Below are 26,341 nucleotides of genomic sequence, written 5' to 3' on the forward strand. Positions count from 1 at the left end.
TTCATGGATATAATAGCACAAATGAAAACGCTAATCAATCTAAAACGGTCAAAAACATTCAAAAAAATTAAAAAACAGTCATAAGAAAAAAAGAAAGCTGCTGAACTCAGGTTCAGCAGCTTTCTTTAATTCACTAAATCATTCGGTAAAGTTTTTTGATAAATCTCTTTTTTGACTTGGTAAGCGAGTTTTTCATCGGTCAAAATAATGAGCACATCGCCAACATGCATAACAGTATCACCATGTGTTAAAATTTCCGATTCGCCACGGCGAATGGAAGTGAGCAACATTTGTTTAGGCCAGACAAAATCACGTACCATCGTATCATCTAAGGAACTTTCTGCAGTGATAGGTAATTCAATAATCGTTTTGTGGCCACGAATATTACTTACTTTAGAAGGAACCAAACGTTCTAATAAGCTTTCATAAATTGGCTTGCCGCCAAGACTATCGATGGTAATATAACTAACTAAAGCGACAACTCCTAAAGACATTAAATGAGAAAAATTGCCGACCATTTCTGTTACTAAAATAATCGCTGTTAACGGTGCTTTACCAATCGCAGTAAAATAACCAGCCATGGCAAAAATTAAAAAGTTTTTCACAAAAATTGGATCCATCCCTACGTATTGGACAAGTAGACTGCCATACAATGTTCCGATAATGGCACCTAAAGTTAGAATAGGCAAGAAAATACCACCAGGGAGATTCGAACCGTAAGAAACCATTGAAAAAACAAAACGTAAAACCAGTAAGCCGACTAAAGCCCAAATAGTGGCCGGTTGATTGCCTAAAGCTAAAACAATTTGATTCCCACCGCCAAGTAAATGTGGAAAGAAATAACCAATCGGTAAAATCAAAATAAAAGGAATAAAACCATAATAATTAGAAGAAAGGCCTTTGATTTTTCCATATACTTTTGGTAAGGACAACAATGTTTTTTGATATATCCAACCTAATAATCCTAGCAAAACGCCCAGCAGGACTAATGTCCAATAGTACTCTAAAGGCAAAGATTTAACCGGACCAATATAAAGAACTGGTTGCAATCCGAAGAAATGCAAAGAAACAAAGTTAGCGGAAATGGCCGCAGAAAAAGAGGTTAACCAAACTAAAGGTGAAAAGGAATGGTGAACCTCTTCTAGAACAAATAAAAGTCCTGCGATTGGTGCATTAAAAGCGGCGGCTAAACCAGCACTGGCACCACTACTGATTAAAATTTTTTCTTCAGACTTGGTGCTTTGCCGCCATTGACTATAGCCTTGTCCAACCACTGCACCTAGTTGAATTGAAGGACCTTCACGTCCCAAAAATAGCCCAGGACTAATCGCTAAGATCCCACCGATAAATTTTTTCCAAAGCACTGGAAACCAGTGAATTTCTAATTGACCTTGAAGTTGTCCTTCCACTTGGGGAATGCCACTGCCTTTAATTGCTGGTTCGCTTTTGATCAGTCGTCCTAATAAATAAGCAAGCACGAGAGAAAATAAGAACCAAGGAATCATCCAAAAGGGTTTTTCGTGAAACGTTTGATACAGATGCACGACTTGTTCGCCAATTTTTTCAATGCCTAAGCGAAATAAGCTGACAACAAAGCCGACCAGGATTCCGACGACGATGCCTTTAAGGATAAAGCCGATTCGGGTACCATCTAATTGTTTAATTTCATGTACATCATTATTCATTTCATTTTTAGCCTCCATCACTACTTACTAATGTACTGCGGTTTGACTTGATTTACAAGAAAATTTCATATAAAAAGAAAAAGATTTTTTGTTCTTTTCTAAAGAACTTCAAAGGGATTTTTGGTATACTGTATAAGATTGAAAAAAGAGAGAGGACGTTTAATATGACACAAAAACATGCCTTGGTTCAGGGAATGAATCCTCGACAAGAAGAAGCCGTTTTGCATACAGAAGGACCACTGTTAGTCATGGCTGGTGCTGGTAGTGGAAAAACGCGGGTTTTAACACACCGAATTGCCTATCTAATTGAGGAAAAAGAAGTAAATCCATGGAATATTTTGGCGATTACGTTTACCAATAAAGCTGCTAAAGAAATGAAAGAGCGTGTAAATAAATTACTGGAAACGGGTGGCGAAGATGTATGGGTCTCCACTTTTCACTCCATGTGTGTAAGAATTTTACGTCGTGATGTGGATCAGATTGGTTACAACCGTAATTTTACAATTATTGACCCATCGGAACAAAAAACATTAATGAAACGCATCTTAAACGACTTAAATATTGATTCAAAAAAATATGATCCTCGCTCAATTTTAGGTACGATTAGCAATGCCAAAAATGAATTACAAACGCCTGAAAAAGTTGCTGAAATGCAAGGTTCCTTATATGAAGAAATTGTCGCAAAATGCTATGAAGCCTATCAAAAAGAATTACGCAAAAACCAATGTATGGATTTTGATGATTTGATTATGAATACGATTCGTTTATTTAATGAACAACCAGATACGTTGGCTTTCTACCAAAATAAATTTCACTATATTCATGTGGATGAATACCAAGATACCAATCATGCACAATATACCTTAGTCAATTTATTGGCTGCACGTTTCAAAAATCTGTGTGTCGTAGGTGATGCCGACCAAAGTATCTATGGTTGGCGCGGGGCGGATATGCAAAATATCTTGGATTTTGAAAAAGATTATCCAGATGCAAGTGTAATTTTGCTAGAACAAAATTATCGATCCACCAAAAACATTTTGGCGGCTGCGAATGATGTCATCAAAAATAACCGTAACCGCCGTGAGAAAGAACTGTGGACAGAAAATATAGACGGTGAAAAAATTGTCTATTATCGCGGGGACACAGAACGGGATGAAACACAATTTATTGTGAGCCAAATCCAAAAAGAAATGCGGGAAAATGACCGAATTTATGGTGATTTTGCGGTATTATATCGGACCAATGCTCAATCCCGTGTAGTGGAAGAAATGCTCTTGAAATCTAATATTCCGTATACCATGGTGGGCGGACATAAATTCTACGACCGTAAAGAAATTAAAGATATTTTGGCTTATTTAAGTTTGATTGCCAATCCAGATGATTCGATTAGTTTTGAACGAATTGTCAATGAACCAAAACGAGGAATCGGTAAAAGTTCAATTGAAAAATTACGACTATTTGCGGATACGCATGGTTGGGCTTTGCTGGAAGCTGCCCAAAATGTTGATTTGGCAAATATTTCAGGAAAAGCGGGTAAAGAGCTTGGTAATTTTGGCATGATGATTCAAGACTTAACGAAAACAGTGCCCTATTTAACGATTACAGAATTGGTGAAAGAAACTTTACAACGTAGTGGTTATCGGGAAGCTTTGATGGCGCAAAATAATTTAGAGTCTCAAGCTCGCTTAGAAAACTTAGACGAATTTTTATCTGTGACACAAGAATTTGATAAACGTTTTGAAGCGCAAAATAACGACGATCCAAATGGCGAAGAAACAAAATTGGCGGATTTCTTAACAGATTTAGCCTTGGTTTCTGATTTAGATAATTTAGAAGAAAGCTCTTCACAAGTAACCTTAATGACGTTGCATGCGGCCAAAGGGCTGGAATTTCCAGTGGTCTTTTTAATGGGCTTAGAAGAAGGGGTTTTCCCATTATCACGTGCCATGCTAGAAGAAAGTGAACTGGAAGAAGAACGGCGCTTGGCTTATGTTGGTATCACACGAGCGGAAGAAGCCTTGTTCTTAACGAATGCTTATTCGAGAACATTATATGGTCGCACGCAATATAATCGACCAAGTCGCTTTTTAGAAGAAATTGAGGCGGAGCGTTTAATGAAACAAGGGGCGGCGGCCAATTTACAGAAAGCTCCAGCGCGCACCTTTGATCCTAAAGTATTTAAGCCCAGCGCAAGTAAACCAGCTTATACACAGCCAGCTACAAAATCAGTTAGCAACAAAGTGGCAAGTGGTGGCGAAAAAGTTTCTTGGCAAGCAGGTGATAAGGTCCAACATAAAGCATGGGGCGTTGGTACAGTCGTTCGTGTAGGCGGTTCGGCCAAAGACTTAGAGTTGGACATTGCTTTCCCAGAAAAAGGCATAAAACGGTTGTTAGCGGCATTTGCACCAATTGAAAAAATTTAACATGCAAAATAGGTCAGCGATTTAATGAGAAATCATCATTAGATAAATTCTTTTTATTTTCTATCTTAGTGTAAATGTGTTAAAAAGACGATAAGAGCATTACACTTATGAGGAGGAGTTCTACGATGGAAAAACAACCATTAACATTAACGGCGGCGACAACTCGTGCGCAAGAATTAAGAAAACAACTCAATCAATATTCCCATGAATATTATGTCAAAGATCAACCATCCGTAGAAGATTATGTTTACGATCGTTTGTATAAAGAGTTAGTCGATATTGAAACGGAGTTTCCTGATTTAATCACGCCTGATTCGCCGACACAACGTGTAGGTGGCAAAGTTTTATCTGGTTTTGAAAAAGCTCCGCATGACATTCCAATGTATAGTTTAAATGATGGGTTTAGCAAGGAAGACATTTTTGCTTTCGATGAACGTGTTCGTAAGGCGATTGGTAAACCCGTTGCCTACTGTTGCGAGTTAAAAATTGATGGGTTAGCAATTTCATTACGTTATGAAAACGGGGTGTTTGTACGCGGAGCAACACGAGGCGATGGAACGGTTGGTGAAAACATTACAGAGAACTTACGAACGGTTCGCTCTGTACCGATGCGTTTAACGGAGCCCATTTCAGTGGAAGTTCGTGGCGAGTGCTACATGCCTAAACAATCCTTTGTCGCGTTGAATGAAGAACGTGAAGAAAATGGCCAAGATATTTTTGCCAATCCTCGGAATGCAGCGGCGGGAAGCTTGCGCCAATTAGACACAAAAATTGTGGCAAAACGGAACTTAAATACGTTTTTATACACAGTTGCTGACTTTGGACCAATGAAAGCGAAGACGCAGTTTGAGGCATTAGAAGAGCTTTCTGCAATTGGTTTTAGAACCAATCCCGAACGGCAATTATGTCAGTCAATTGATGAAGTTTGGGCCTACATTGAAGAATACCATGAAAAGCGGAGCACTTTGCCATACGAAATCGATGGAATTGTGATTAAAGTGAACGAATTTGCGTTGCAAGATGAATTAGGTTTCACTGTCAAAGCACCTCGCTGGGCGATTGCCTACAAATTTCCACCAGAAGAAGCAGAAACAGTAGTGGAAGATATTGAATGGACAATTGGGCGCACGGGGGTGGTCACTCCTACTGCGGTCATGGTTCCTGTACGAGTCGCGGGAACCACGGTTAGTCGGGCAAGTTTGCATAATGCAGATTTTATTCAAATGAAAGATATCCGTTTAAATGATCATGTTATTATTTACAAAGCCGGAGATATTATCCCAGAAGTAGCGCAAGTGCTAGTTGAAAAACGTGCAGCCGATAGTCAGCCTTATGAAATGCCGACACATTGTCCAATTTGTCATAGTGAGTTGGTGCATTTAGATGAGGAAGTGGCTTTACGTTGTATTAATCCCAAATGCCCTGCGCAAATTAAAGAAGGGCTGAATCACTTTGTCTCACGAAATGCAATGAACATTGATGGCTTGGGGCCAAGAGTGTTAGCACAAATGTATGACAAAGGATTAGTGAAAGACGTAGCGGATCTGTATTTCTTAACAGAAGAACAATTAATGACTTTGGATAAAATCAAAGAAAAATCAGCAAACAACATTTATACTGCCATTCAAGGGAGTAAAGAAAACTCTGTCGAACGTTTGATTTTTGGCTTAGGGATTCGCCATGTGGGTGCGAAAGCGGCGAAAATTTTAGCGGAGCATTTTGGTGATTTACCAACCTTAAGTCGTGCAACTGCGGAAGAAATTGTGGCTTTGGATTCAATTGGCGAAACAATCGCAGACAGCGTTGTGACGTATTTTGAAAATGAGGAAGTTCATGAATTAATGGCTGAACTGGAAAAAGCCCAAGTGAACTTGACATATAAAGGTCTCCGGACAGAACAATTAGCAGAAGTGGAGTCACCTTTCAAAGACAAAACAGTTGTTTTAACAGGAAAATTAACGCAGTACACTCGCGAAGAAGCCAAAGAAAAAATTGAAAATCTTGGTGGAAAAGTTACAGGGAGTGTTTCGAAAAAAACTGACATTGTGGTTGCTGGCGAAGATGCAGGCAGTAAATTAACCAAAGCTGAAAGCTTAGGCGTGAGCGTTTGGAATGAACAAGAAATGGTCGATGCGTTAGATGCAAGTCATTTTTAAGAAGAAAAATTAACGTTGTCAGATTTTATGTAGTAATTTGATGGTATGCTTATTTTAGTCATAAAAGTTATATGAACGAGGAATTTCTGAGTTGAGAAAGGAGGTTGATGTTTATGCGCAATTCTTCTTACTTTAACGAAAGGAGCAATGTTTTTGTCCGTTGAAGCAGCGCTAGGACTGATGATTGGTTTTGCAACACTTGTTGTGACCATTATCTTCGGTATCTTAGCGCTTGTCTTAGACAACAAAAATAACCGTTCATAAGCTTTGAGGAGCTGAACGGTTAAGCGTTTGAAATAAAACCAATAACTCAGTAAGCCGCTAGTTCTTATAACTAGTAGTGGCTATTAGAGAGGTATGTTCCTGCATATCTCTCTTTTCATTTTCATAATAACATATTTCCGTCATTTTTGCGAGCGACAAATTATCAATGAAATTCAAGGTTTCATCTAAAATATCCGACCATTTTATGGTAGAATAGGAACAGAGTGAACAGCTGTGCTAAGCTGTTTAAAGAAATACAATCCAATTGATTAATCTGAAAATGAAAATTTCAGTAAATGATAGAAAGAAGGGTATCTATGGCAATTACAGAAGAACAAGTCAAACATGTCGCTAAATTATCAAAATTATCTTTCTCCGAAGAAGAATTAGCGGACTTTACCAATCAACTAGATAAAATTATTGATATGGTGGAATTACTAGAAGAAGTAGATACAACAGGGGTTCCTTTTACTTCAAATGTGAATGAATCAATCAATGTCATGCGTGAAGACGTAGCGACACCAGGAATGGACCGTAAAGAATTAATGCGGAATGTTCCGGAATCAGAGAATGGTTACATTAAAGTGCCTGCAATTATGGATAACGGGGAGGCAGGAGCCTAATGGAAAAATTATACGACAAATCGTTAACAGAGTTACATGATTTATTGGTCTCAAAAGAAATCACTGCAGTTGATTTAACCGAAGAAACATTAAATCGTATTCAAAATACAGAAGAACAACTAGGTTCTTTTATCACAGTTAGTGAAGAAAAAGCAATGGCATTAGCCAAAGCGATTGACTTAAAAGGCATCACTGAAAGTAATCCATTAGCTGGGATTCCAATTGGGATTAAAGACAACATTGTCACAAAAGATATTTTAACAACAGCTGGCTCAAAAATGTTACACAATTTTGACCCAATTTATGATGCGACCGTGATGGATAAAGTCTATCAAGCGGATATGATTCCAGTCGGAAAATTGAACATGGATGAATTTGCCATGGGCGGAAGTACGGAAACGTCTTACTTCAAGAAAACAAAAAATGCTTGGGATCAAACGAAAGTCCCTGGTGGTTCTTCTGGTGGTTCAGCTTCTGCTGTCGCAGCCGGACAAGTCCCAGTTTCTTTAGGGAGTGATACAGGTGGTAGTATCCGCCAACCAGCCGCATTCAACGGTATTGTGGGCCTAAAACCAACTTATGGACGTGTGTCTCGTTTTGGTTTGATTGCTTTTGCTTCAAGTTTAGACCAAATTGGTCCATTGGCACGAAATGTTAAAGACAATGCCTTAGCTTTAAACGCAATTAGTGGTTATGACGAAAAAGACGGCACTTCTGCAGGCGTTTCTGTTCCTGATTTTACGGCAGATTTAACTGGCGACATCAAAGGCATGAAAATTGCTTTACCAAAAGAATACTTAGGTGAAGGGGTACACCCAGATGTTCGCGAAGCGGTATTAAAAGCAGCAGAAACATTTAAATCTTTAGGAGCAACGGTGGAAGAAGTTAGTTTGCCACATTCCAAATACGGCGTAGCGGTTTATTATATTATTGCCTCTTCAGAAGCAAGTTCAAACTTACAACGCTTTGATGGTATTCGTTATGGTTACCGTTCCGAAAATGTCCAAAATCTAGAAGATGTCTATGTTAATTCACGTTCTGAAGGTTTCGGAACAGAAGTTAAACGTCGGATTATGTTAGGAACCTTCTCTTTAAGTGCTGGTTATTATGATGCGCACTTTAAAAAGGCTGGTCAAGTCCGTACACTAATCAAACAAGATTTTGAGAATGTCTTTGCGGATTATGACTTAATCATTGGCCCATCCACACCAACAGTTGCCTTTGGTCTAGGGGAAAACATCAATGATCCAATCACAATGTATATGAATGATATTTTAACCATTCCTGTCAACTTAGCAGGACTACCAGGCATGTCCATTCCAGCAGGCTTCTCAGAAGGCTTGCCAGTTGGTTTACAAATTATTGGAAAACATTTTGACGAACATACAATGTATAAAGCAGCCTATGCTTTTGAACAAGCGACAGATTTCCATACGAAAAAACCAGTCATTTTAGGGGGGAACGATTAATGAACTTTGAAACTGTCATTGGATTAGAAGTCCACGTAGAATTGAAAACCAACTCTAAAATTTTCTCCTCTGCGCCAGCGCATTTCGGAGCAGAACCAAACAGCAACACAAATGTGGTTGACTGGAGTTACCCAGGTGTTTTGCCTGTCATGAATAAAGGTGCCTTAGAATTTGGCATGAAAGCAGCACTTGCCTTGAACTGTGAAATTTCAAAAGAAACACATTTTGACCGTAAAAACTATTTTTACCCAGATAACCCGAAAGCATACCAAATTTCTCAATTTGATCAACCAATCGGACATGATGGTTGGATTGAAATTGAAGTCGAAGGCAAAAAGAAAAAAATCCGGATTGAACGTGTGCATTTAGAAGAAGATGCTGGGAAAAATATTCACGGCACAGATGGCTATTCTTATGTAGACTTGAATCGTCAAGGCACGCCTTTAATTGAAATCGTTTCTGAAGCAGACATGCGTTCACCAGAAGAAGCGTATGCTTACTTAGAAGCGTTGCGTTCAATTATCCAATTTACAGAAGTTTCTGATGTGAAAATGGAAGAAGGTTCTATGCGTTGTGATGCCAATATTTCTTTACGTCCGTATGGTCAAGAAGAATTTGGTACTAAAGCGGAATTAAAGAACTTGAACTCTATGAACTTTGTAAAAAAAGGTTTAGCTTATGAAGAAAAACGCCAAGCCAAAGTCCTATTATCTGGTGGCGAAATTCAACAAGAAACACGCCGCTTTGATGAAGCAACTAGTACAACGTTGCTTATGCGTGTTAAAGAAGGCTCAAGTGACTACCGTTACTTCCCAGAGCCAGATGTTCCTCGTTTTTCAATTGATGATGAATGGATTGAAAAAGTTCGCGCTAGTTTGCCAGAAATGCCAGCCTCACGTCGTGCCCGTTATATCAGTGAATTAGGTTTACCTGAATACGACGCAATGGTCTTGACTTTAACGAAAGAAATGTCAGATTTCTTTGAAGCAACTTTAGCAAACGGTGCAGATGCGAAACAAGCATCAAACTGGTTAATGGGCGAAGTTTCTGCTTACTTAAACAGTGAAAAAGTTGAATTAGCCGATACTAAACTGACACCAGAAAATCTAGCGGGTATGATTACTTTGATTAACGATGGCACAATCAGCTCGAAAATTGCGAAGAAAGTGTTCAAAGAGTTAATTGAAAATGGTGGAGACGCTAAAGAAGTTGTCGAAGCAAAAGGCCTTGTTCAATTATCTGATCCAGCGCAATTATTACCAATGATTAACGAAGTATTAGACAACAACCAACAATCAATTGATGACTTTAAAAACGGCAAAGACCGTGCAGTTGGTTTCCTTGTTGGACAAATTATGAAAGCAACTCGTGGACAAGCAAACCCAGGTGTGGTTAACAAGTTATTGCAAGAAGAGCTTTCAAAACGATAAGAAAGTAGCAGGCAAACCATGAAAAAAGCTAGAGTGATTTATAATCCAACGTCAGGAAAAGAGTTAATCAAAAAGAACTTAGCCGATATTTTATCTATTTTAGAAGAATGTGGTTATGAAGCCAGTGCATTTGCGACCACACCAGAAGAAAATTCAGCACGCAATGAAGCACATCGTGCTGCGCGGGCAGGATTTGATTTACTAGTAGCTGCAGGTGGAGATGGGACCATTAATGAAGTCGTGAATGGGATTGCTCCGTTGAAGCGGCGCCCTAAAATGGCTATTATTCCTGCTGGAACGACGAATGACTATGCACGGGCCTTGAAGATTCCTCGTGATAATATCGTTAAGGCAGCAGAAGTGATTAAAAAAAATCAAACTGTCAAAATGGATATTGGCCAAGCCGGCAAAAATTACTTTATCAATATTGCGGCGGGTGGTCATTTAACGGAACTGACTTATGAAGTTCCGTCAGAGTTGAAAAGTATTTTTGGTTACTTAGCGTACTTAGCCAAAGGAGCCGAAATGTTGCCGCGAGTGAAGCCGATTAAAATGCGCATGACGTATGATGAAGGTGTATACGAAGGCAACGCCTCAATGTTTTTCCTAGGGCTGACTAACTCGGTGGGTGGCTTCGAGCAAATCGTACCAGATGCTAAATTAGATGATGGTAAGTTTTCATTAATCATTGTAAAAACAGCCAATATTTTTGAGATTCTTCATTTAGTTGCATTAATGTTAAATGGTGGAAAGCATGTTGAAGATCATCGACTAATCTATACAAAGACCAGCTATTTACATGCAGAAACGTTAGAAAAGAACAATAAAATGATGATTAATTTAGATGGTGAATATGGAGGCGATGCTCCAATGACCTTTAAAAATATGCATCAACACATTGAAATTTTTGCAAATGGTGATGCACTGCCGTCCAATGCAATTATGGGTTCTGTCTTAACTGGTAGCGATGAGATTGTCGTAGAATCAGAAGACGAAGAGGAAGAAGCATATAACGAAGCCAGCAAAGAATTTGTCAAAGAAGTTGAACGACTAACAGACGAAGATATTGATGGCGATGGAAAGATTGCCGAAAAAGAAAAGCACTAGGTAGTCCGTGAATAGCTAATGAAAGATTTAGTTGATAAGATCTTTCATTGGCTATTTTTTGACTAAGGGGAAGGGTCTCATTCTTTTATTTACCAAAAAAGCTCAAACGGAATTGCTAAATCGCTATGAAAATTCGTTGTTGCTTTTCTTAGGTATTTTCATTAGAATGAGTGAAGTGTATAAAAAGAAGGAGCGACTTATGAAAAATTATCCAGTAAAGAAAAATGACGTCATTGAAGTAGAAATCATTGACTTGACGCATGAAGGTTTAGGCGTGGCAAAAGTGGACCATTATCCATTGTTTATTGAAAATGCCTTACCAGGTGAAAAACTTGAAATCAAAGTCTTAAAAACAGGCAAAAGTTTTGGTTATGGGAAAGTATTGACTGTCCTAAAAAGCAGTGAACAGCGTGTGCCCGTGAAAGATGAAAACTTTACAAAAGTCGGGATTAGTCCGTTGCAACATTTAGCGTACGGCGCCCAACTATCATTTAAAACGCAACAAGTCGAAAATGTTATGCAACGTGTCGCTAAATTGCCAGAAGTCCCTGTTTTACCAACAATTGGGATGAACGATCCGTGGCATTACCGGAACAAAGCACAAATTCCCGTGCGTAAAATTGACAACCAACTACAAACAGGTTTTTTCCGGAAAAATAGCCATGATTTAATTCCGATGGAACATTTCTATATTCAAGACCCCGAAATTGATGCAGCAATTGTTAAAATCCGTGACATTATGCGTAAATATAGCGTAAAACCTTATAACGAATCTGATAATACAGGGAACTTACGCCATATTGTCGTTCGTCGTGGCTACCATACTGGGGAGATGATGGTTGTTCTAATTACGAGAACACCGAAATTATTCCCAATTAGTAAAATTGTGCCAGATATTTTGGAAGCTATTCCGGAAGTAGTCAGCATTGTACAAAATGTTAATCCCAAACGAACCAATGTCATTTTTGGCGACGAAACCATCTTATTACATGGGTCTGAAAAAATTACAGATACTATTTTTGATTTGAAATTTGAAATTTCCGCGCGTTCATTTTATCAAGTAAATCCACAACAAACAGAAGTGATGTATCAAAAAGTCAAAGAGTATGCGGCTTTAACAGGCAATGAAATTGTGGTGGATGGCTATTGTGGGATTGGGACGATTGGCTTAACTTTAGCCCAAGATGCAAAGCAAGTTTACGGTATTGAAGTAATTGAAGAAGCGGTCAAAGATGCAGAAAATAATGCTAAATTAAACAATATTGAGAATGCCACTTTCACGGCTGGTTTAGCGGAAGAATTATTGCCAAAATTAGTTGAAAATGGCTTGCAACCAGATGTTGTGGTGGTGGATCCACCACGGAAAGGGTTAGATGGTCAATTAGTAAACACATTAATTGAAACGCAACCTGAACGAATTGTTTATGTCAGCTGTAATCCAGCCACACTCGCTCGCGACATTGCATTATTAACAGAAGGTGGCTATGAAGCAAAAGAAATTCAACCAGTGGATAATTTCCCACAAACGACCCACATTGAATCTGTCACGTTATTAACAAAGGCGGTGGATTAAATGAATGAAAAAGAAAAAATGTTAGAATTAATTAAAAAGAAACAAGGTGGTGGCCGTTCTAAAAAAATGGAAACTCCCAAAAATGATCGTAAAAACATGCGCAAAGGGCCTAAAATTTTTAATAAATAAGCGGTTATCAGTAAAAAGTTGAGGTCGGGACAGAAGCGTTTAACTCCGAGAAATAAGAAGGAATTTCCGAAAATTGTTCTGTAATTTTTGGAGAATTCCGGCTTATTTCCGAAGGAGTTGCTTTTGTTCCCGCCGTTTATCAGTTTTTGAGCGTGGAGCAAAAATCCAAAGTGATTTTTGTCCCACGCTCAACTTTTTTGTTAAAGCATTCCTAGCCAAACAAATAAGTTGTTATTTTGCTAGTAAATCTGTTATTTTAGACAAAAGACAAGGAGGGCTATTCAGTGGAATATGTAACAACATTAGAAGAATTAGAAGAAAAAATTACAGACAATCGTCTACAAGCCGTCTTTTTGACAGCAAAAAATTGTAGTGTTTGTACAGTTGATAAACCGATTGTCGAAAAAATTGCAACAAAATATGAATTTCCTACATACATTGCAGAAGCTGATAAAAGTCCAGAAATAATTGGACAATTAAATGCTTTTTCTGCACCGACCATTATCTTATACTATGAAGGAAAAGAAATTCATCGCCAAGCTAAAATTATTAACTTTCAAGAAATTGAAAAGAGAGTTCGACAAGTACAAGAAAATAGTTAATCAAAAAGGAAGCCACCGATCACGGAGGCTTCCTTTTTAATTATCTCGCTAAATGTTCAGTTTGTTGTTGAGAAAAAAGTTGATAACTGACAAAAACTTCTGCTCTTTTGTTTACTTCTAATTTAACGAAAATATTGTGGATATGTGTTTTTACTGTCCCGATTGATAGGAATAGTTCGTTGGCTATATCTTGATTTGTTTTGCACTCTAAAAGTAACGAAAGCACTTCTCGTTCTCGCTGCGTTAATTGATAGGCATCACAAAAAGGCGCCAAAAGTACGGGTTCATCTGATTGATTTTCTTCCAATTTAGCAGCGTCTTTTTCAAGCACCGACAGAGGAAAATCACGATTACAGAAGTAGATAATGGCGATCGAGAGAATGATTGTATAAATATCTTCAGAAACGTTTCGGTTGTTAATTTTAAAGACAATATCAGAATATTGGTCAATGTTAAAAATAACGAAGGTATCTTCCAAAAGAATCGCCACACCGAAACCAATGCTTAGCCAACCAATAAAACGAAGATATTTTTTCGCAAGGGCTGATAAAGGATCTATTCGTAATTGATAGAGCGCATAGCATCCAAGGTAAATTAAAAATAGCTGATTGGGTAAATAGTACAACCAAACTTTTAAGGCGGAATTTTGTGAAAATGGAATAGCTAGCATCCATAAACCAATTAAAAATAACCAGACAAATTGATAATTTTTAAAAGGACGCCCACTAATAGTATTGATAATAGCCAGATAGGCAAAATTACAACAAATAAAAATGATGGTCTTTAAAAAAGGTGCGGTCATAAAGGTCTGATTATATTCGGTTGCAAACGAATTAATGAACTCAGTCATATAAACAATCACATTGTCACAAATAAAAATAACCATTAAAAAGAGAAGCAATAAAAAAATCGGTTGTTTATTTTTCAAGTAAAGATTTAAGGTAAAGGTTGAAGTAAACGAATATAAAATAATCAACAAGATGTTATAAATAAAAACAAATGTCACGATTGGAAACCCCTTTCATCTTTTATTTTAAGTGAATGATTTTTCAAAATAATTATACCATTTTCAAATCTATGATTGGTCAGAAATTAGAGAGAAATCCGCCTAAACTTTTATAAACCCCTGGTGTACCAACGGTTTATAACCATAAATAAACTTTTTTTAATGAAAAATCACGCCAAAAAAGAAAGCGTTTTCTAACTTTTGGCGGATAGTAAACTCTTCGCTAAACTTGGTAAAGTCAATGTGTAAACAAAAACAACTTTTAGGAGGAACACATCATGAAAAGAGATTACGTTACAACAGAAACATATACGAAAGAGGAAATGCACTACTTAGTCGATTTATCATTAAAAATTAAAGAAGCGATTAAAAATGGGTATTATCCGCAACTGTTAAAAAACAAATCTTTAGGAATGATTTTCCAACAATCTTCAACTCGAACACGAGTATCTTTTGAAACTGCAATGGAACAATTAGGTGGACATGGCGAATATTTAGCACCTGGTCAAATTCAATTAGGGGGACATGAAACGATTGAAGATACCAGCCGTGTATTGTCACGTTTAGTAGATATTTTGATGGCTCGTGTGGAACGTCACCATAGTATTGTTGATTTAGCTAATTGTGCTACCATCCCAGTCATTAACGGTATGTCTGATTACAATCATCCAACCCAAGAATTAGGTGATTTGTGTACCATGGTTGAGCATTTACCAGAAGGCAAAAAATTAGAAGATTGTAAAGTTGTCTTTGTCGGAGATGCAACACAAGTTTGTTTTTCTTTAGGATTAATCACAACAAAAATGGGCATGAATTTTGTTCACTTCGGTCCAGAAGGCTTCCAATTAAATGAAGAGCATCAAGCGAAATTAGCAAAAAATTGTGAAGTTTCAGGCGGTAGCTTTTTGGTCACAGATGATGCAAGTTCTGTTGAAGGCGCTGATTTCTTGTACACGGATGTTTGGTATGGCTTGTACGAAGCGGAATTATCTGAAGAAGAACGTATGAAGGTTTTCTATCCAAAATATCAAGTGAATCAAGAAATGATGGATCGGGCAGGTGCCAATTGTAAATTCATGCACTGTTTACCAGCAACACGTGGGGAAGAAGTAACTGATGAAGTGATTGACGGTAAAAATTCTATTTGTTTCGATGAAGCAGAAAACCGTTTAACATCTATTCGTGGCTTATTAGTATATCTTATGAATGATTATGAAGCAAAAAATCCTTATGATTTAATCAAGCAAGCAGAAGCGAAAAAAGAACTAGAAGTTTTCTTAGACACTCAAAGCATTTAACGGCCAACTGTCCACTGATTGAAAAAATGAATCAGTGGACAGTTTATAAAGAGAGGAAGAGTCTTCATGGAGGGGAAAAAGAAATTTAGTTTAACGAGTGCCATTTTATCAGTCATCTGTGTGGTTTTCGTTGCTGAAGCAGCGGCGCCTGTTGCTGCAATTGGTAATTCTCAGTTTTTTTGGTGGATTTTCTTATTAATTGCATTCCTATTGCCATATGGGTTAATTTCATCAGAATTAGGAACAACTTATATTGGTGAAGGGGGCATCTATGATTGGGTGACCAAAGCATATGGTCATCGTTGGGGTGCCAGAGTTTCTTGGTATTATTGGATTAATTATCCATTGTGGCTAGCTTCATTAGCCGTTATGACGCCAGAACTATTAACGACAATTACAGGTATTAAGTTTTCAACACCGATGATGATTATTGTTGAATTAATTTTTACTTGGATTGTGGTTTGGATTAGTTTTTATCCAGTCAGCGACAGTATCTGGATTTTAAATGGAGCTGCAGTAATCAAGATGGTTTTAGCAGTCTTAATTGGTGGGCTAGGATTGTATGTAGCCTTGACGAAAGGTGTTGCCAATGAATTTACCTTGAAATCAATGCTACCAACGTTTGACTTAAGGAGTTTATCTTTTATTTCTGTAATCATTTTTAATTTGTTAGGGTTTGAAGTCATCTGTACGTTTGCAGATGATATGGAAAATCCTAAGAAGCAAATTCCACAAGCTATTGTAGCAGCGGGGTTAGTCATTGCGGCCATTTATATTTTTTCAGCCTTTGGAATTGGGGTAGCGATTCCCACCGATCAAATTAGTACCGGCAGTGGTATGATGGATAGCTTTAAACTATTGACAGGCTCGACAGAAGGTTGGTTCATTATGTTGATGGCTTTCCTATTCCTTCTTACGTTGTTCGGAAACATGATTTCTTGGTCATTAGGAGTCAATAATACAGCTTGTTATGCTGCTGAAAATGGTGACATGCCTAAATTTTTTGAAAAACGTAGTAAGAAAAATGACATGCCAATTGGGGCTGCTTTGATGAATGGCATTGTGGCATCGGTGGTCATTGTATTAGCACCAATTTTACCTAATCAAGATTTATTCTGGGCCTTTTTCTCCTTGAATGTCGTCCTATTCTTGTTATCGTATATCCCAGTTTTCCCAGCTTTTTATAAGCTTAGAAAAATTGATCCCGATACACCACGTCCGTTTAAAGTTAACGGAAAACCAGGATTTTTAAAAGTTTTAGTGGTTTTGCCAATGATTATGATTATTATTTCACTGATTTTCACAGCAGTGCCTTTAGATTTTAGTCCCGCAGCATTAAATGAAAAATTACCAATCACAATTGGGGCAATCATTTTTATTCTGTTTGGTGAAGTAATTATTTACGTGAAAAAAATTAAGAAGGGAACGAAAGAAAATGGCTAAACGAATTGTAGGAAGTACCCCTAAACAAGATGGCTTTAGAATGCCAGGAGAATTTGAACCACAAGAGAAAGTTTGGATGATTTGGCCAGAAAGACCGGATAATTGGCGTGATGGTGGTAAACCTGTCCAAGAAGCTTTTACTAATGTGGCCAAAGCAATTAGTCAGTTTACACCGATGAATGTGGTGGTTTCTCAACAACAATTTCAAAATTGCCGTCGCCAATTGCCGCCAGAAATTACGGTTTACGAAATGTCAAACAATGACGCCTGGGTCCGTGATTGTGGACCATCATTTGTCATTAACGACCATGGAGAAATCCGTGGTGTGGATTGGACATTCAATGCTTGGGGGGGATTAGTAGATGGTTTATATTTCCCTTGGGACCAAGACGATTTGGTTGCACAAAAAATTTGTGAAATTGAGCATGTAGATTCTTATCGTACAGATGATTTTGTTTTAGAAGGCGGTTCATTCCACGTAGATGGACAAGGAACAGTCTTGACTACAGAAATGTGCTTATTAAGTGAAGGTCGAAATCCACAACTTTCAAAAGAAGCAATCGAACAAAAATTATGCGACTATTTAAATGTTGAAAAAGTTCTTTGGCTAGGTGATGGAATTGACCCAGAAGAAACCAATGGTCACGTGGATGATGTAGCTTGTTTTATTGCACCTGGTGAAGTGGCTTGTATTTACACCGAAGATCAAAATAGCCCATTTTATGAAGCGGCACAAGATGCGTATCAACGTTTGCTTAAAATGACTGATGCTAAAGGACGCCAATTAAAAGTCCACAAATTATGCTGTCCTGTCAAAAATGTAACCATTCAAGGCTCCTTCAAAATTGATTTCGTGGAAGGAACCATGCCACGAGAAGACGGCGATATTTGTATTGCATCCTATATGAACTTTTTAATTACAAATGATGGTGTGATTGTGCCACAGTATGGTGATGAAAATGATCGTTTGGCTTTAGAGCAAGTTCAAACGATGTTCCCAGATAAAAAAATTGTCGGCGTTAATACGGTAGAAGTTGTTTATGGGGGCGGCAATATTCACTGTATCACACAACAAGAACCAAAGCGCTAGGAGGGAAACAGATGTCAAAAATAGTGATTGCATTAGGTGGAAATGCGTTAGGAAATTCTTCGAAAGAACAATTGGCAAAAGCACAAACCGCTGCAAAATCCATTGTTGATTTAATTGAACAAGGCCATCAAGTGGTGATTGCTCATGGCAACGGGCCACAAGTTGGCAAAATTCGCTTAGCTTTTGAGGAAACGAGTCAATCTCCAGAAGATGTCGTGCCGTTTCCTGAATGCACAGCAATGAGCCAAGGCTATATTGGCTATCATTTACAACAAGCAATTGATGAAGAACTAGTAGCCAGAAATTTAGGGGAACAACCAGTTGTTACGTTAATTACACAAGTCGTGGTGGATCCAAAAGATCCAGCGTTTACAAAACCAACAAAACCAATTGGTGGTTATTATGACGAAGAAACAGCCAAACAGTTGATGGCGGAAACTGGGAACGTCTATCAAGAAGATGCGGGTCGAGGCTGGCGACGGGTAGTTCCTTCACCAAAACCAATTGATATTTACGAAAAAGTTAGCTTGCGAACACTTGTTGATGCAGGACAGATCGTAATTGCTTGTGGTGGTGGCGGGGTTCCTATTGCCTATGATGGTCCAGTCTATCATGGTGTAGATGCAGTCATTGATAAAGACTTTGCGGCAGCAAAAATGGCTGAACTCATTGAAGCAGATGTTTTTGTGGTATTAACTGCAGTAGAACATGTTTTTGTTAACTTTGGTCAAGCAAATCAACAAGCTTTGACCGATGTTACGGTTACGGCAATGCAACAATATATAGAAGAAAATCAATTTGCGCCAGGTAGTATGTTACCTAAGGTAGAAGCGGCCATCAGTTTTGCAGAAAGTAAACCAAACCGCCAGGCGATTATCGGGCTTTTAGAATTAGCTTCGGAAGCAATCAAAGGAGAAAGTGGTACACGAATTACACAATAAATTCTCAGTATTTAACTTTCACAAAAGACTAAAACAAACGCATTTAGCGGACTAACTTAATCGTTAGAGAGTAGGACATCGGTCGTTTTGACGGATGTCCTACTCTTTATTTTGTCTTTTTAACGAACAAAACTGTTAGTTGTCATGCAAAAATAAACATAGTAAGATAATCTTTAAATGGTATAGGAGGATAAAAATGTCTAAATTTTTAAAAGTAATCGGAATAATTGCTGTTTTGTTAGTCATAATAGGCGCTGCAGCGTATTGGTTTATACTCAAAAAGTTCACTCCTGAGGCAGAAACCCCAGCAATGTACAATCAAGAGAGAATCGTTAAAACGATTGAAGACCAATTAAAAGAAACGGATGTACAAAAAGCTCGGACCAAAGCACCATTGATTATTGAAAAAAATATCACTGAATTACAGCAAGCGATTGCCAACGGAGCATTGACCTATGAAGAACTTACGGCGTTTTATTTGGACCGTATTTTACAGTTCGATCAAATAGATAATGGCATGAACAGCATCTCTGAAATCAATCCGCAAGCAATTAAGGAAGCAAAGGCATTTGACCAGCAAGCCTCTCAAACACCGAAGAAGCCTTTGTATGGTATTCCTGTGACTTTGAAAGAAAATATAAATACGACCAACATGATTTCGAGTGCAGGAGCTTATGCCTTACGCACGTTCAAGCCTAAGGAAGATGCGGAAGTAGTTAAGAAGTTAACAGAGGCGCAAGCTTTGGTTTTAGGAAAAGTAAACTTATCTGAACTAGCGAATTATATGTCAATGAAAGCACCAAGTGGCTATAGTTCCAAGCATGGACAAACACTTAATCCTTATGGGCCGCTCAAAATAACACCTTCAGGTTCAAGTTCTGGGAGTGCGGCTAGTGTGACGATGAATATCGGCGCCTTCTCTTTAGGCACTGAGACGATGGGATCGATTGTTTCCCCCGCTTCTCATCAATCAGTGGTTGGTTTTAAACCGACCCACAGTTCAGTAAGTGGCGAAGGTGTTTTGCCATTGGCACCGTCATTAGATACAGTTGGCCCGATTGCCCGAAGTGTCGTTGATGCTGCGCAAGGCTATAATGCGTTTAAGAAAGACACGGTTCCGAGCATTGATTCAACGAAATTTACTAAAAATAACTTACAAGGTCAACGCATTGGGTTGCTAGAAATGCCAAGTGCTGAAGAAGAATTTACGGCTGCTAAAAAGGCCCTCCAAAAAGCAGGAGCAGAAGTGATTCCGGTAACACCAGATATGGAAGGGATTGATGGCGGGGCAGTTATTTCCAATGAATTTAAGTTTGCATTGGAAGAATTTGCGAAACGTTATGATTTACCATTTAAAACACTGGAGGAACTAATTGCGTATAATCAACAAGATAAAAAGGTTCGTGCCAAGTATGGGCAAGATTTATTAGAAGCAGATGTTAAAAAGAAACAACCAGATAAAGAAATCATTCAAACAACCATTAAAAAAGCACAGCAAACGTTTGATGCGTTGCTAAAAAAACAACAATTAGACGGATATGCCTTTATTGATTCTGAAGGTACGGGTTTAAGTGCCGTGGCAGGATATCCTGAATTGACTGTTCCTTTGGCGAAAAACAGTGAAGGACAACCTTATGGGCTGACTTTTACACAAACTGCCAATAAAGAGCAAACGTTATTTGAGCAAGCTTACAGCTTTGAACAAAGTACCAAAGGACGGATAGTACTTTCAGACAACGAGCTGTTGGCAAACAGTAAAAAAATAAATAGAGATGAGCAGTAAAGGGAAACTAGGAATGGCGAAACATCTGTATCAAACCTAATAAAGATAATCGACCTACAAATGAAAGAAATTGTTTGTAGGTCGATTATTTAGGTTAGTCGTTTTTTTTTTTGCTTTTTTAGGCGAATGTTTTCATGTAATAAGTTAATAAGTGGCCAGATTCGAGAAATAAGTCCATCAATTTTTAAGCATTTCAATAAAAAGAGTGAACGATGGCTGTGTTTGAAGCATAAATATGTACGGTTGCTTCCGCTTTCGCAACATTAATTTGGAGCGCTACCGTCGTAAAGGGTTCTGCTGCAGGAATTATTAGATGGAAACAAACCCATGACTACATAGAAGATTAAAACAAGATGAAGAAAATATTGTGGCAATAAAGGATATCAGAAAGCTTACAAAATAACTATATGTAGTGTCTTTTTATTTTTTTAATCAATATATAGTATTAAAATCTTCTTTTTATTCCGAAATCTGATTGACTTGTTTTTTAAAACGGAGTACTCTTATTGAGACGTCAACAGAGAAAAGTTTGGTTTTAGGAAGGTCGGAAATTTGTCGTGAATAAGAATTTTTTGGTGAATGATTTTAAAGGTTGGGAAACGAGAAGTTACTTGTTTTTAGCTTTGATGGTGGGGGTACAGTTGATTGCATTTGCTATCAATCCATCGAATTGGATTACGTTAGTAGGTGGTTTAGCCGGCATCATTTGTGTGAATTTAATTGCCCAAGGAAAAGTCAGCAATTACATTTTTGGGTTAATCAGTGCAGTGATTATTGGTTATTTTGGGTTAGTGACACGGGTATATGCCGAAGTTCTTTTACAAAGCTTCTATATTATTATGGACATTACAGGGCTTTATGCTTGGCTTCGGGCTAGCGAGGATGGCTCAGGTCAAGTAACCGACGTAAAAGTTTTAAAAGGTATTCAGTGGTTGTATGCCTTTTTAACGTGGCTGCTCATTGGCGTAGCTGCATATATTTTGTTAGGTTTTGTAAATGATGCGCAACAAACATTAGATGCAATCACGTTTAGTGTTTCAGCGACAGGGATGTTATTGATGATTAAACGTTATCAATCGCAATTCGTGTTTTGGCTACTAGGAAATATTTTTTCAATTTTGTTATGGTTCCGAGCAGGGACGCACGCTGGTGGTGATTATGCGATATTTGTTATGTATTGTATGTATACTTTTAACTCAATTTTTGGTATGTTTAATTGGTTGAAGATAAAAAATAAAATGGAAAAAAATAGGTAGGGAGTTCGATGGCAGTGATTGTTTTAGCAGGTACGATTGGCGCTGGTAAATCTAGTTTAACAGCTTTAATTGCAAACCGTTTAGGTTCAGAAGCCTTTTACGAATCAGTTGATGATAATGAGGTATTACCTTTATTTTATGCAGAACCGGAAAAGTACGCATTTTTATTACAAATTTATTTTTTAAATAAACGTTTTGATAGTATTAAACAAGCATTAACACATGAAAATAATGTATTGGATCGCTCGATTTATGAAGATTCATTACTTTTTCATTTAAATGCAGATTTAGGTCGTGCAAACGAAACAGAGGTCAAAGTGTACGATGACTTATTACAAAACATGCTCCAAGAATTGCCTTATGCTGCGCATAAAAAAAGACCTGATTTGTTAGTTCACATTCGTATTTCATTTCCCAAAATGTTGGAACGCATCAAAAAACGTGGCCGTCCTTATGAACAAATTGAGACAGATCCAACGTTGTATGATTACTATCAAATGTTGAACGAGCGTTATGATCAATGGTATGAAGACTATGATGAAAGTCCTAAAATTCAAATTGATGGCGATAAATATGATTTTGTCGAAGATCCTGAAGCGTGTCAATATGTCTTGGCGTTAATTGAGAAGAAAATTGAAGAATTAGAAAGATAAATAAAAAGAAGCAAGTCCGGACTTGCTTCTTTTTGACTTAAAATGTGGATAGATAGGCTAAAGTTGCTACTAAATAAAGGAGTGTAGTGCTAAATTATAGAATCGGATTTTAACCTTCCCCTAAGTTAAAATCGGATAATCTATCCATCGACAGTTTAAGTTTGTATAAAATAGCGGTAGCTATTATCAACGAAGTCATTCATCGGTTGACCTGACTTCTCTAGAAGTATACCATCGAAAATAACCAACAGTTGTTCAAAATTTGGACTTAGTAAGTGTAAATTTTGATTGAAAGTTTCTGTAAATCAATCATTTATTCAAAAAATAATGCTCGAAAGAAGGAAGATAAATGGGCCAAATTTGGTTTGAACGCATTCTACGTTGGCGCAAAAAAGCGCAACGATTTTTACAAGGACGTTATGCCCGGTTCGATGAATTGAATCGCACGCTGTTGCTAACAAGTGTTGTGCTGGCGCTTATCAATATTTTTACTGGCTATCTTTGGGTTCGATTATTGATTTTAATCACAGTTGCCTACGTGTATTATCGCTTTTTTTCAAAACATATTCATCCGCGATTGAATGAAAATCAACGGTTTATTCTTCGAAAACAACGCCTAATGCAAAAGGTTCATGCTTTTCGCAAGCGACACCTGACTCAGAAAGAGTATCGTTATTTTAAATGTCCAAAATGTCAGCAGTCATTACGTGCGCCGAAAGGACGAGGAACAATCAAAGTCACTTGTTCAAACTGCCAAAATCAATTTATCAAAAAAGTCTGACCTTCTGTGTTTTTTGGTCTAGGCAACTTTCGGACTTGTGGTATACTTGAGAAAAGAAACCATTGGATATTCTAAAAGGGGAATATCTTGTTAAAAAAGGAGAGAAAAAACAATGGAAATTAAACGCCAACAAGAAATTGTTGAAGCGTATCACTATGATATGCGAGTACCTGATTCAGAAGTAGAGACAGATTTACGTGTCAGCTTTTCACCAATTGAAGTAGAAGAAGAAAATTATCCAGAAAACAGCTCAGCACTTGTTGCTCGCTTAGAATTTCGAATTGTCTTTGACGAATTTGTTTTATCAGGGGCGATTAGCCAAATTAATCACATTATTGATCGTAAAATTGAAAAACAAGAAGATATTTCGCAAGAAGAAGTCGATGAACTTGTGCGTCCTTTATTTAGCATCGTCGAACGTTTATCTTATGAAGTAACTGAAATTGCTCTGGATCGTCCAGGTGTTCAATTGAATTTTCAACAATCAGAAGAAGCTTAAACTTTAAAAACAGCGTTTATAACGGATTCCGTTATAAACGCTGTTTTTATTCTTGTGAAGATTTAGCAACCAAAGCTTTTTTAAACTGTTCATAATTTTTTGTAGCGATATCCACATAAGCAATCGGCTGACCAACTTTGGTGATTTTTTCGGGAAGATAGGGAGCGAGCATTTCATTGTACAAAATGAACGCAGCTTCTGGTACTTCCTCTGAAAGAACATCATAACTGATAAAGTCAATTTCATAGGTTGGTTGAAAAAAGGCTTTGATGTTTTGCTGCTCTTTATTTGAAAAGAGCCAAGGACCTCCATTTGCAGGGCTCCCCACAAACAACGTCGCTCCATCACGGTTGACAGAAAGGATCCAACAAATTTTTTGCATACGCTTACACCTCCTAGAACTAAGTATACCACGTCAGCTTAAAAGAAAGAGGACAAAAAACAAATTATTTTTACAGTGACTAGTAAAACAACGCTTGGTGATAGTTTTAAACTATCACAACGGTTATTTTCTATCAAAAAGTAAGCAAATTATCCCACTATTTGCTATAAAATAAGGTACAATAGAACTATCACTGGAAACAGTTTGCTGTTTTCAGGGTATTTACTGGAGAGTGAGTACCGGGAACCTTTACTTCCTTTGATGTACTTGTCATTAAAAACATAGGGAGGAACTAAAATGACAACATTCATCACTGTATTAGTGATCCTTGCATTTATTGCTGTGTTATTCGGTTTCTACCAAATGCAAAAGAAACATTTAAAATTCTCAACACGTGTCTTTTCAGCATTGGGCGTGGGGATTGTTTTAGGTGCAATTATTCAATTTGCTTTTGGTACAGACAGTAAAATTACTACGCAATCAATGGAATGGATCGGGATTGTAGGTAATGGTTATGTAGCGTTTCTACAAATGCTCGTAATTCCGTTAGTATTTGTATCTATTGTAGGTGCATTTACAAAAATGAAAGAATCCAATAAATTAGGAAAAATTAGCTTTAATGTGTTAGCCACCTTACTAGGAACAACAGCAGTAGCTGCCTTGGTGGGGATTGGAACAACCTTAGCGTTTGGCCTTCAAGGGGCAAAATTCACGCAAGGTGCTGCAGAAACGTCAAGAATTGCCGAGTTAGCGACGCGTCAAGATGCGATTCAAGATTTGACGATTCCACAACAAATCGTTTCATTTATTCCTAAAAATGTCTTTGCTGACTTTGCGGGAACACGACCAATGAGTACCATTGGGGTGGTAATCTTTGCTGCGTTTGTTGGTGTCGCTTATTTAGGCGTTCGTCGTAAAGCGCCAAAAGAAGCTGAATTTTTTGCAAATTTAATTGATAGTTTATATAAAATTACCATGCGAATTGTTACCTTAGTTTTACGCTTGACCCCTTATGGCGTGTTAGCGTTAATGATTAATGTTGTAGCAACAAGTGATTTTGTTGCGATTATTAACTTAGGTAAATTTGTGTTGGCATCGTATGTGGCCTTAATCATTGTTTTTGCCATTCACATGTTGATTTTAATTACTTTAAAAGTCAATCCAGTTACGTATCTAAAAAAAGTTTTTCCAGTCTTGAGCTTTGCTTTTACTTCTCGTTCAAGTGCAGGAGCTTTACCATTAAATATTGAAACACAAACCAAAGCATTAGGTGTCGATGATGCCACAGCAAACTTTGCTGGTAGTTTCGGTTTATCTATTGGACAAAATGGTTGTGCCGGCGTTTATCCAGCTATGTTAGCAACCATCGTTGCACCAACTGTTGGAATTGATGTCTTTAGTTTACAATTTATTTTAATGTTAGTAGCAGTTGTCACAATCAGTTCATTTGGCGTAGCCGGTGTCGGCGGCGGAGCAACCTTTGCTTCTCTAATCGTTTTAGGTGCAATGAACTTGCCGGTTGCAATTGTTGGTTTAGTAATTTCGGTTGAACCACTTATTGACATGGCGCGGACAGCTGTTAACGTTAACGATAGTATGGTTGCAGGCGTGTTAACAAGTGCTCGTATTCATGAATTAGATCGTGATGTCTTAAATGATCGCGACGTTGTCTTAGATGCAAATATCTAAATCAATAAAACGAAAAGTGTTTGAGCAATGTCTTGCTCAAACACTTTTTTTGGATTTTA

24 protein-coding genes are annotated in these 26,341 nt (G+C 37.7%); 20 read left to right on the forward strand and 4 right to left on the reverse strand.

Annotated elements, in window-relative coordinates:
- Positions 1 to 125: 125 nt before the first annotated feature.
- Positions 126 to 1,685 carry a ClC family H(+)/Cl(-) exchange transporter gene (locus IGL23_RS02590; protein WP_002368023.1) on the reverse strand — a complete coding sequence of 520 codons (1,560 nt, stop codon included), beginning with the start codon at positions 1,683 to 1,685 and terminating at the stop codon, positions 126 to 128.
- A 164-nt stretch (positions 1,686 to 1,849) separates the two neighbouring features.
- On the opposite strand from IGL23_RS02590, the gene pcrA reads away from it, so the two are divergent.
- A complete protein-coding gene (gene pcrA, locus IGL23_RS02595; protein WP_002363179.1) occupies positions 1,850 to 4,108 on the forward strand; it encodes a DNA helicase PcrA in 2,259 nt (752 codons plus the stop codon).
- Between the two features lie 125 nt (positions 4,109 to 4,233).
- Positions 4,234 to 6,264, forward strand: a complete 2,031-nt coding sequence (ligA, locus tag IGL23_RS02600) for an NAD-dependent DNA ligase LigA (RefSeq protein WP_033594569.1) — start codon at positions 4,234 to 4,236, stop codon at positions 6,262 to 6,264.
- Here ligA and IGL23_RS02605 read toward each other — a convergent pair.
- A complete protein-coding gene (locus tag IGL23_RS02605; RefSeq protein ID WP_002384936.1) occupies positions 6,261 to 6,476 on the reverse strand; it encodes a hypothetical protein in 216 nt (71 codons plus the stop codon). The genes ligA and IGL23_RS02605 overlap by 4 nt on opposite strands.
- Here IGL23_RS02605 and IGL23_RS02610 point away from each other — a divergent pair.
- The 8 genes from IGL23_RS02610 to IGL23_RS02645 all read left to right on the forward strand — a co-directional run bounded on the left by IGL23_RS02610 (position 6,442) and on the right by IGL23_RS02645 (position 13,461).
- Entirely contained in the window at positions 6,442 to 6,528 is an 87-nt protein-coding gene (locus IGL23_RS02610; protein WP_306173767.1) for a hypothetical protein, read from the forward strand. The two genes, IGL23_RS02605 and IGL23_RS02610, sit on opposite strands and share 35 nt — an antisense overlap.
- Positions 6,529 to 6,845: 317 nt before the next feature.
- The gene (gene gatC, locus IGL23_RS02615) at positions 6,846 to 7,151 is read left to right on the forward strand and encodes an Asp-tRNA(Asn)/Glu-tRNA(Gln) amidotransferase subunit GatC (protein ID WP_002355569.1); all 306 of its coding nucleotides are present in this window, start codon (positions 6,846 to 6,848) and stop codon (positions 7,149 to 7,151) included.
- Complete coding sequence (gene gatA, locus IGL23_RS02620) at positions 7,151 to 8,620, forward strand: Asp-tRNA(Asn)/Glu-tRNA(Gln) amidotransferase subunit GatA (protein WP_033594571.1); 1,470 nt, start codon at positions 7,151 to 7,153, stop codon at positions 8,618 to 8,620. The genes gatC and gatA overlap by 1 nt, the downstream gene beginning before the upstream one ends.
- Positions 8,620 to 10,050, forward strand: coding sequence for an Asp-tRNA(Asn)/Glu-tRNA(Gln) amidotransferase subunit GatB (gene gatB, locus IGL23_RS02625; protein WP_002358703.1), 1,431 nt, complete (start codon positions 8,620 to 8,622; stop codon positions 10,048 to 10,050). The genes gatA and gatB overlap by 1 nt, the downstream gene beginning before the upstream one ends.
- An 18-nt stretch (positions 10,051 to 10,068) precedes the next feature.
- A complete protein-coding gene (locus IGL23_RS02630; protein ID WP_002355572.1) occupies positions 10,069 to 11,157 on the forward strand; it encodes a diacylglycerol kinase in 1,089 nt (362 codons plus the stop codon).
- Between the two features lie 199 nt (positions 11,158 to 11,356).
- Complete coding sequence (rlmD, locus tag IGL23_RS02635; RefSeq protein WP_430619671.1) at positions 11,357 to 12,730, forward strand: 23S rRNA (uracil(1939)-C(5))-methyltransferase RlmD; 1,374 nt, start codon at positions 11,357 to 11,359, stop codon at positions 12,728 to 12,730.
- Positions 12,731 to 12,859, forward strand: coding sequence for a hypothetical protein (locus IGL23_RS02640; protein WP_002355577.1), 129 nt, complete (start codon positions 12,731 to 12,733; stop codon positions 12,857 to 12,859).
- 284 nt (positions 12,860 to 13,143) lie between these two features.
- The gene (locus tag IGL23_RS02645) at positions 13,144 to 13,461 is read left to right on the forward strand and encodes a thioredoxin family protein (protein ID WP_002355583.1); all 318 of its coding nucleotides are present in this window, start codon (positions 13,144 to 13,146) and stop codon (positions 13,459 to 13,461) included.
- A gap of 40 nt (positions 13,462 to 13,501) precedes the next feature.
- Here the strand turns inward: IGL23_RS02645 and IGL23_RS02650 are convergent, their stop codons facing one another.
- Positions 13,502 to 14,347, reverse strand: coding sequence for a helix-turn-helix domain-containing protein (locus tag IGL23_RS02650; RefSeq protein ID WP_002392183.1), 846 nt, complete (start codon positions 14,345 to 14,347; stop codon positions 13,502 to 13,504).
- 398 nt (positions 14,348 to 14,745) lie between these two features.
- Here IGL23_RS02650 and ptcA point away from each other — a divergent pair, with 398 nt between their 5' ends.
- The 9 genes from ptcA (at position 14,746) to IGL23_RS02695 (ending at position 24,211) form a co-directional block, all read left to right on the forward strand.
- Positions 14,746 to 15,765 (forward strand): putrescine carbamoyltransferase, encoded by a 1,020-nt coding sequence (ptcA, locus tag IGL23_RS02655; protein ID WP_002355587.1) that lies wholly within the window; start codon positions 14,746 to 14,748, stop codon positions 15,763 to 15,765.
- 66 nt (positions 15,766 to 15,831) lie between these two features.
- Entirely contained in the window at positions 15,832 to 17,208 is a 1,377-nt protein-coding gene (locus IGL23_RS02660; protein ID WP_002355588.1) for an APC family permease, read from the forward strand.
- On the forward strand, positions 17,201 to 18,298 hold the full coding sequence (aguA, locus tag IGL23_RS02665; protein ID WP_002383005.1) for an agmatine deiminase: 1,098 nt from the start codon (positions 17,201 to 17,203) through the stop codon (positions 18,296 to 18,298). Before IGL23_RS02660 ends, aguA begins: the two co-directional genes overlap by 8 nt.
- Before the next feature lie 11 nt (positions 18,299 to 18,309).
- A complete protein-coding gene (arcC, locus tag IGL23_RS02670; protein ID WP_002363186.1) occupies positions 18,310 to 19,239 on the forward strand; it encodes a carbamate kinase in 930 nt (309 codons plus the stop codon).
- A 196-nt stretch (positions 19,240 to 19,435) separates the two neighbouring features.
- Complete coding sequence (locus IGL23_RS02675; RefSeq protein ID WP_033594598.1) at positions 19,436 to 21,022, forward strand: amidase family protein; 1,587 nt, start codon at positions 19,436 to 19,438, stop codon at positions 21,020 to 21,022.
- A 557-nt stretch (positions 21,023 to 21,579) separates the two neighbouring features.
- Positions 21,580 to 22,278, forward strand: coding sequence for a nicotinamide riboside transporter PnuC (pnuC, locus tag IGL23_RS02680; protein ID WP_002413802.1), 699 nt, complete (start codon positions 21,580 to 21,582; stop codon positions 22,276 to 22,278).
- Positions 22,279 to 22,286: 8 nt separating this feature from the next.
- Positions 22,287 to 22,931 (forward strand): deoxynucleoside kinase, encoded by a 645-nt coding sequence (locus IGL23_RS02685; protein ID WP_002355594.1) that lies wholly within the window; start codon positions 22,287 to 22,289, stop codon positions 22,929 to 22,931.
- A gap of 349 nt (positions 22,932 to 23,280) precedes the next feature.
- Positions 23,281 to 23,712 carry a hypothetical protein gene (locus tag IGL23_RS02690; protein WP_002398115.1) on the forward strand — a complete coding sequence of 144 codons (432 nt, stop codon included), beginning with the start codon at positions 23,281 to 23,283 and terminating at the stop codon, positions 23,710 to 23,712.
- 112 nt (positions 23,713 to 23,824) lie between these two features.
- Positions 23,825 to 24,211, forward strand: a complete 387-nt coding sequence (locus IGL23_RS02695; RefSeq protein WP_002358717.1) for a DUF1149 family protein — start codon at positions 23,825 to 23,827, stop codon at positions 24,209 to 24,211.
- Positions 24,212 to 24,257: 46 nt separating this feature from the next.
- On the opposite strand, the gene IGL23_RS02700 is transcribed toward IGL23_RS02695, so the two are convergent.
- The gene (locus tag IGL23_RS02700; RefSeq protein WP_002358719.1) at positions 24,258 to 24,593 is read right to left on the reverse strand and encodes a hypothetical protein; all 336 of its coding nucleotides are present in this window, start codon (positions 24,591 to 24,593) and stop codon (positions 24,258 to 24,260) included.
- A 297-nt stretch (positions 24,594 to 24,890) separates the two neighbouring features.
- Between IGL23_RS02700 and IGL23_RS02705 the strand changes: the two genes are divergently transcribed.
- Positions 24,891 to 26,282: an L-cystine transporter gene (locus IGL23_RS02705; RefSeq protein WP_002355598.1), complete on the forward strand. Its 1,392-nt coding sequence runs from the start codon at positions 24,891 to 24,893 to the stop codon at positions 26,280 to 26,282.
- Positions 26,283 to 26,341 lie beyond the last annotated feature (59 nt).

Source organism: Enterococcus sp. MSG3299, from assembly GCF_050555765.1.
In the GTDB taxonomy this organism is placed as follows: Bacteria; Bacillota; Bacilli; order Lactobacillales; family Enterococcaceae; genus Enterococcus; species Enterococcus faecalis.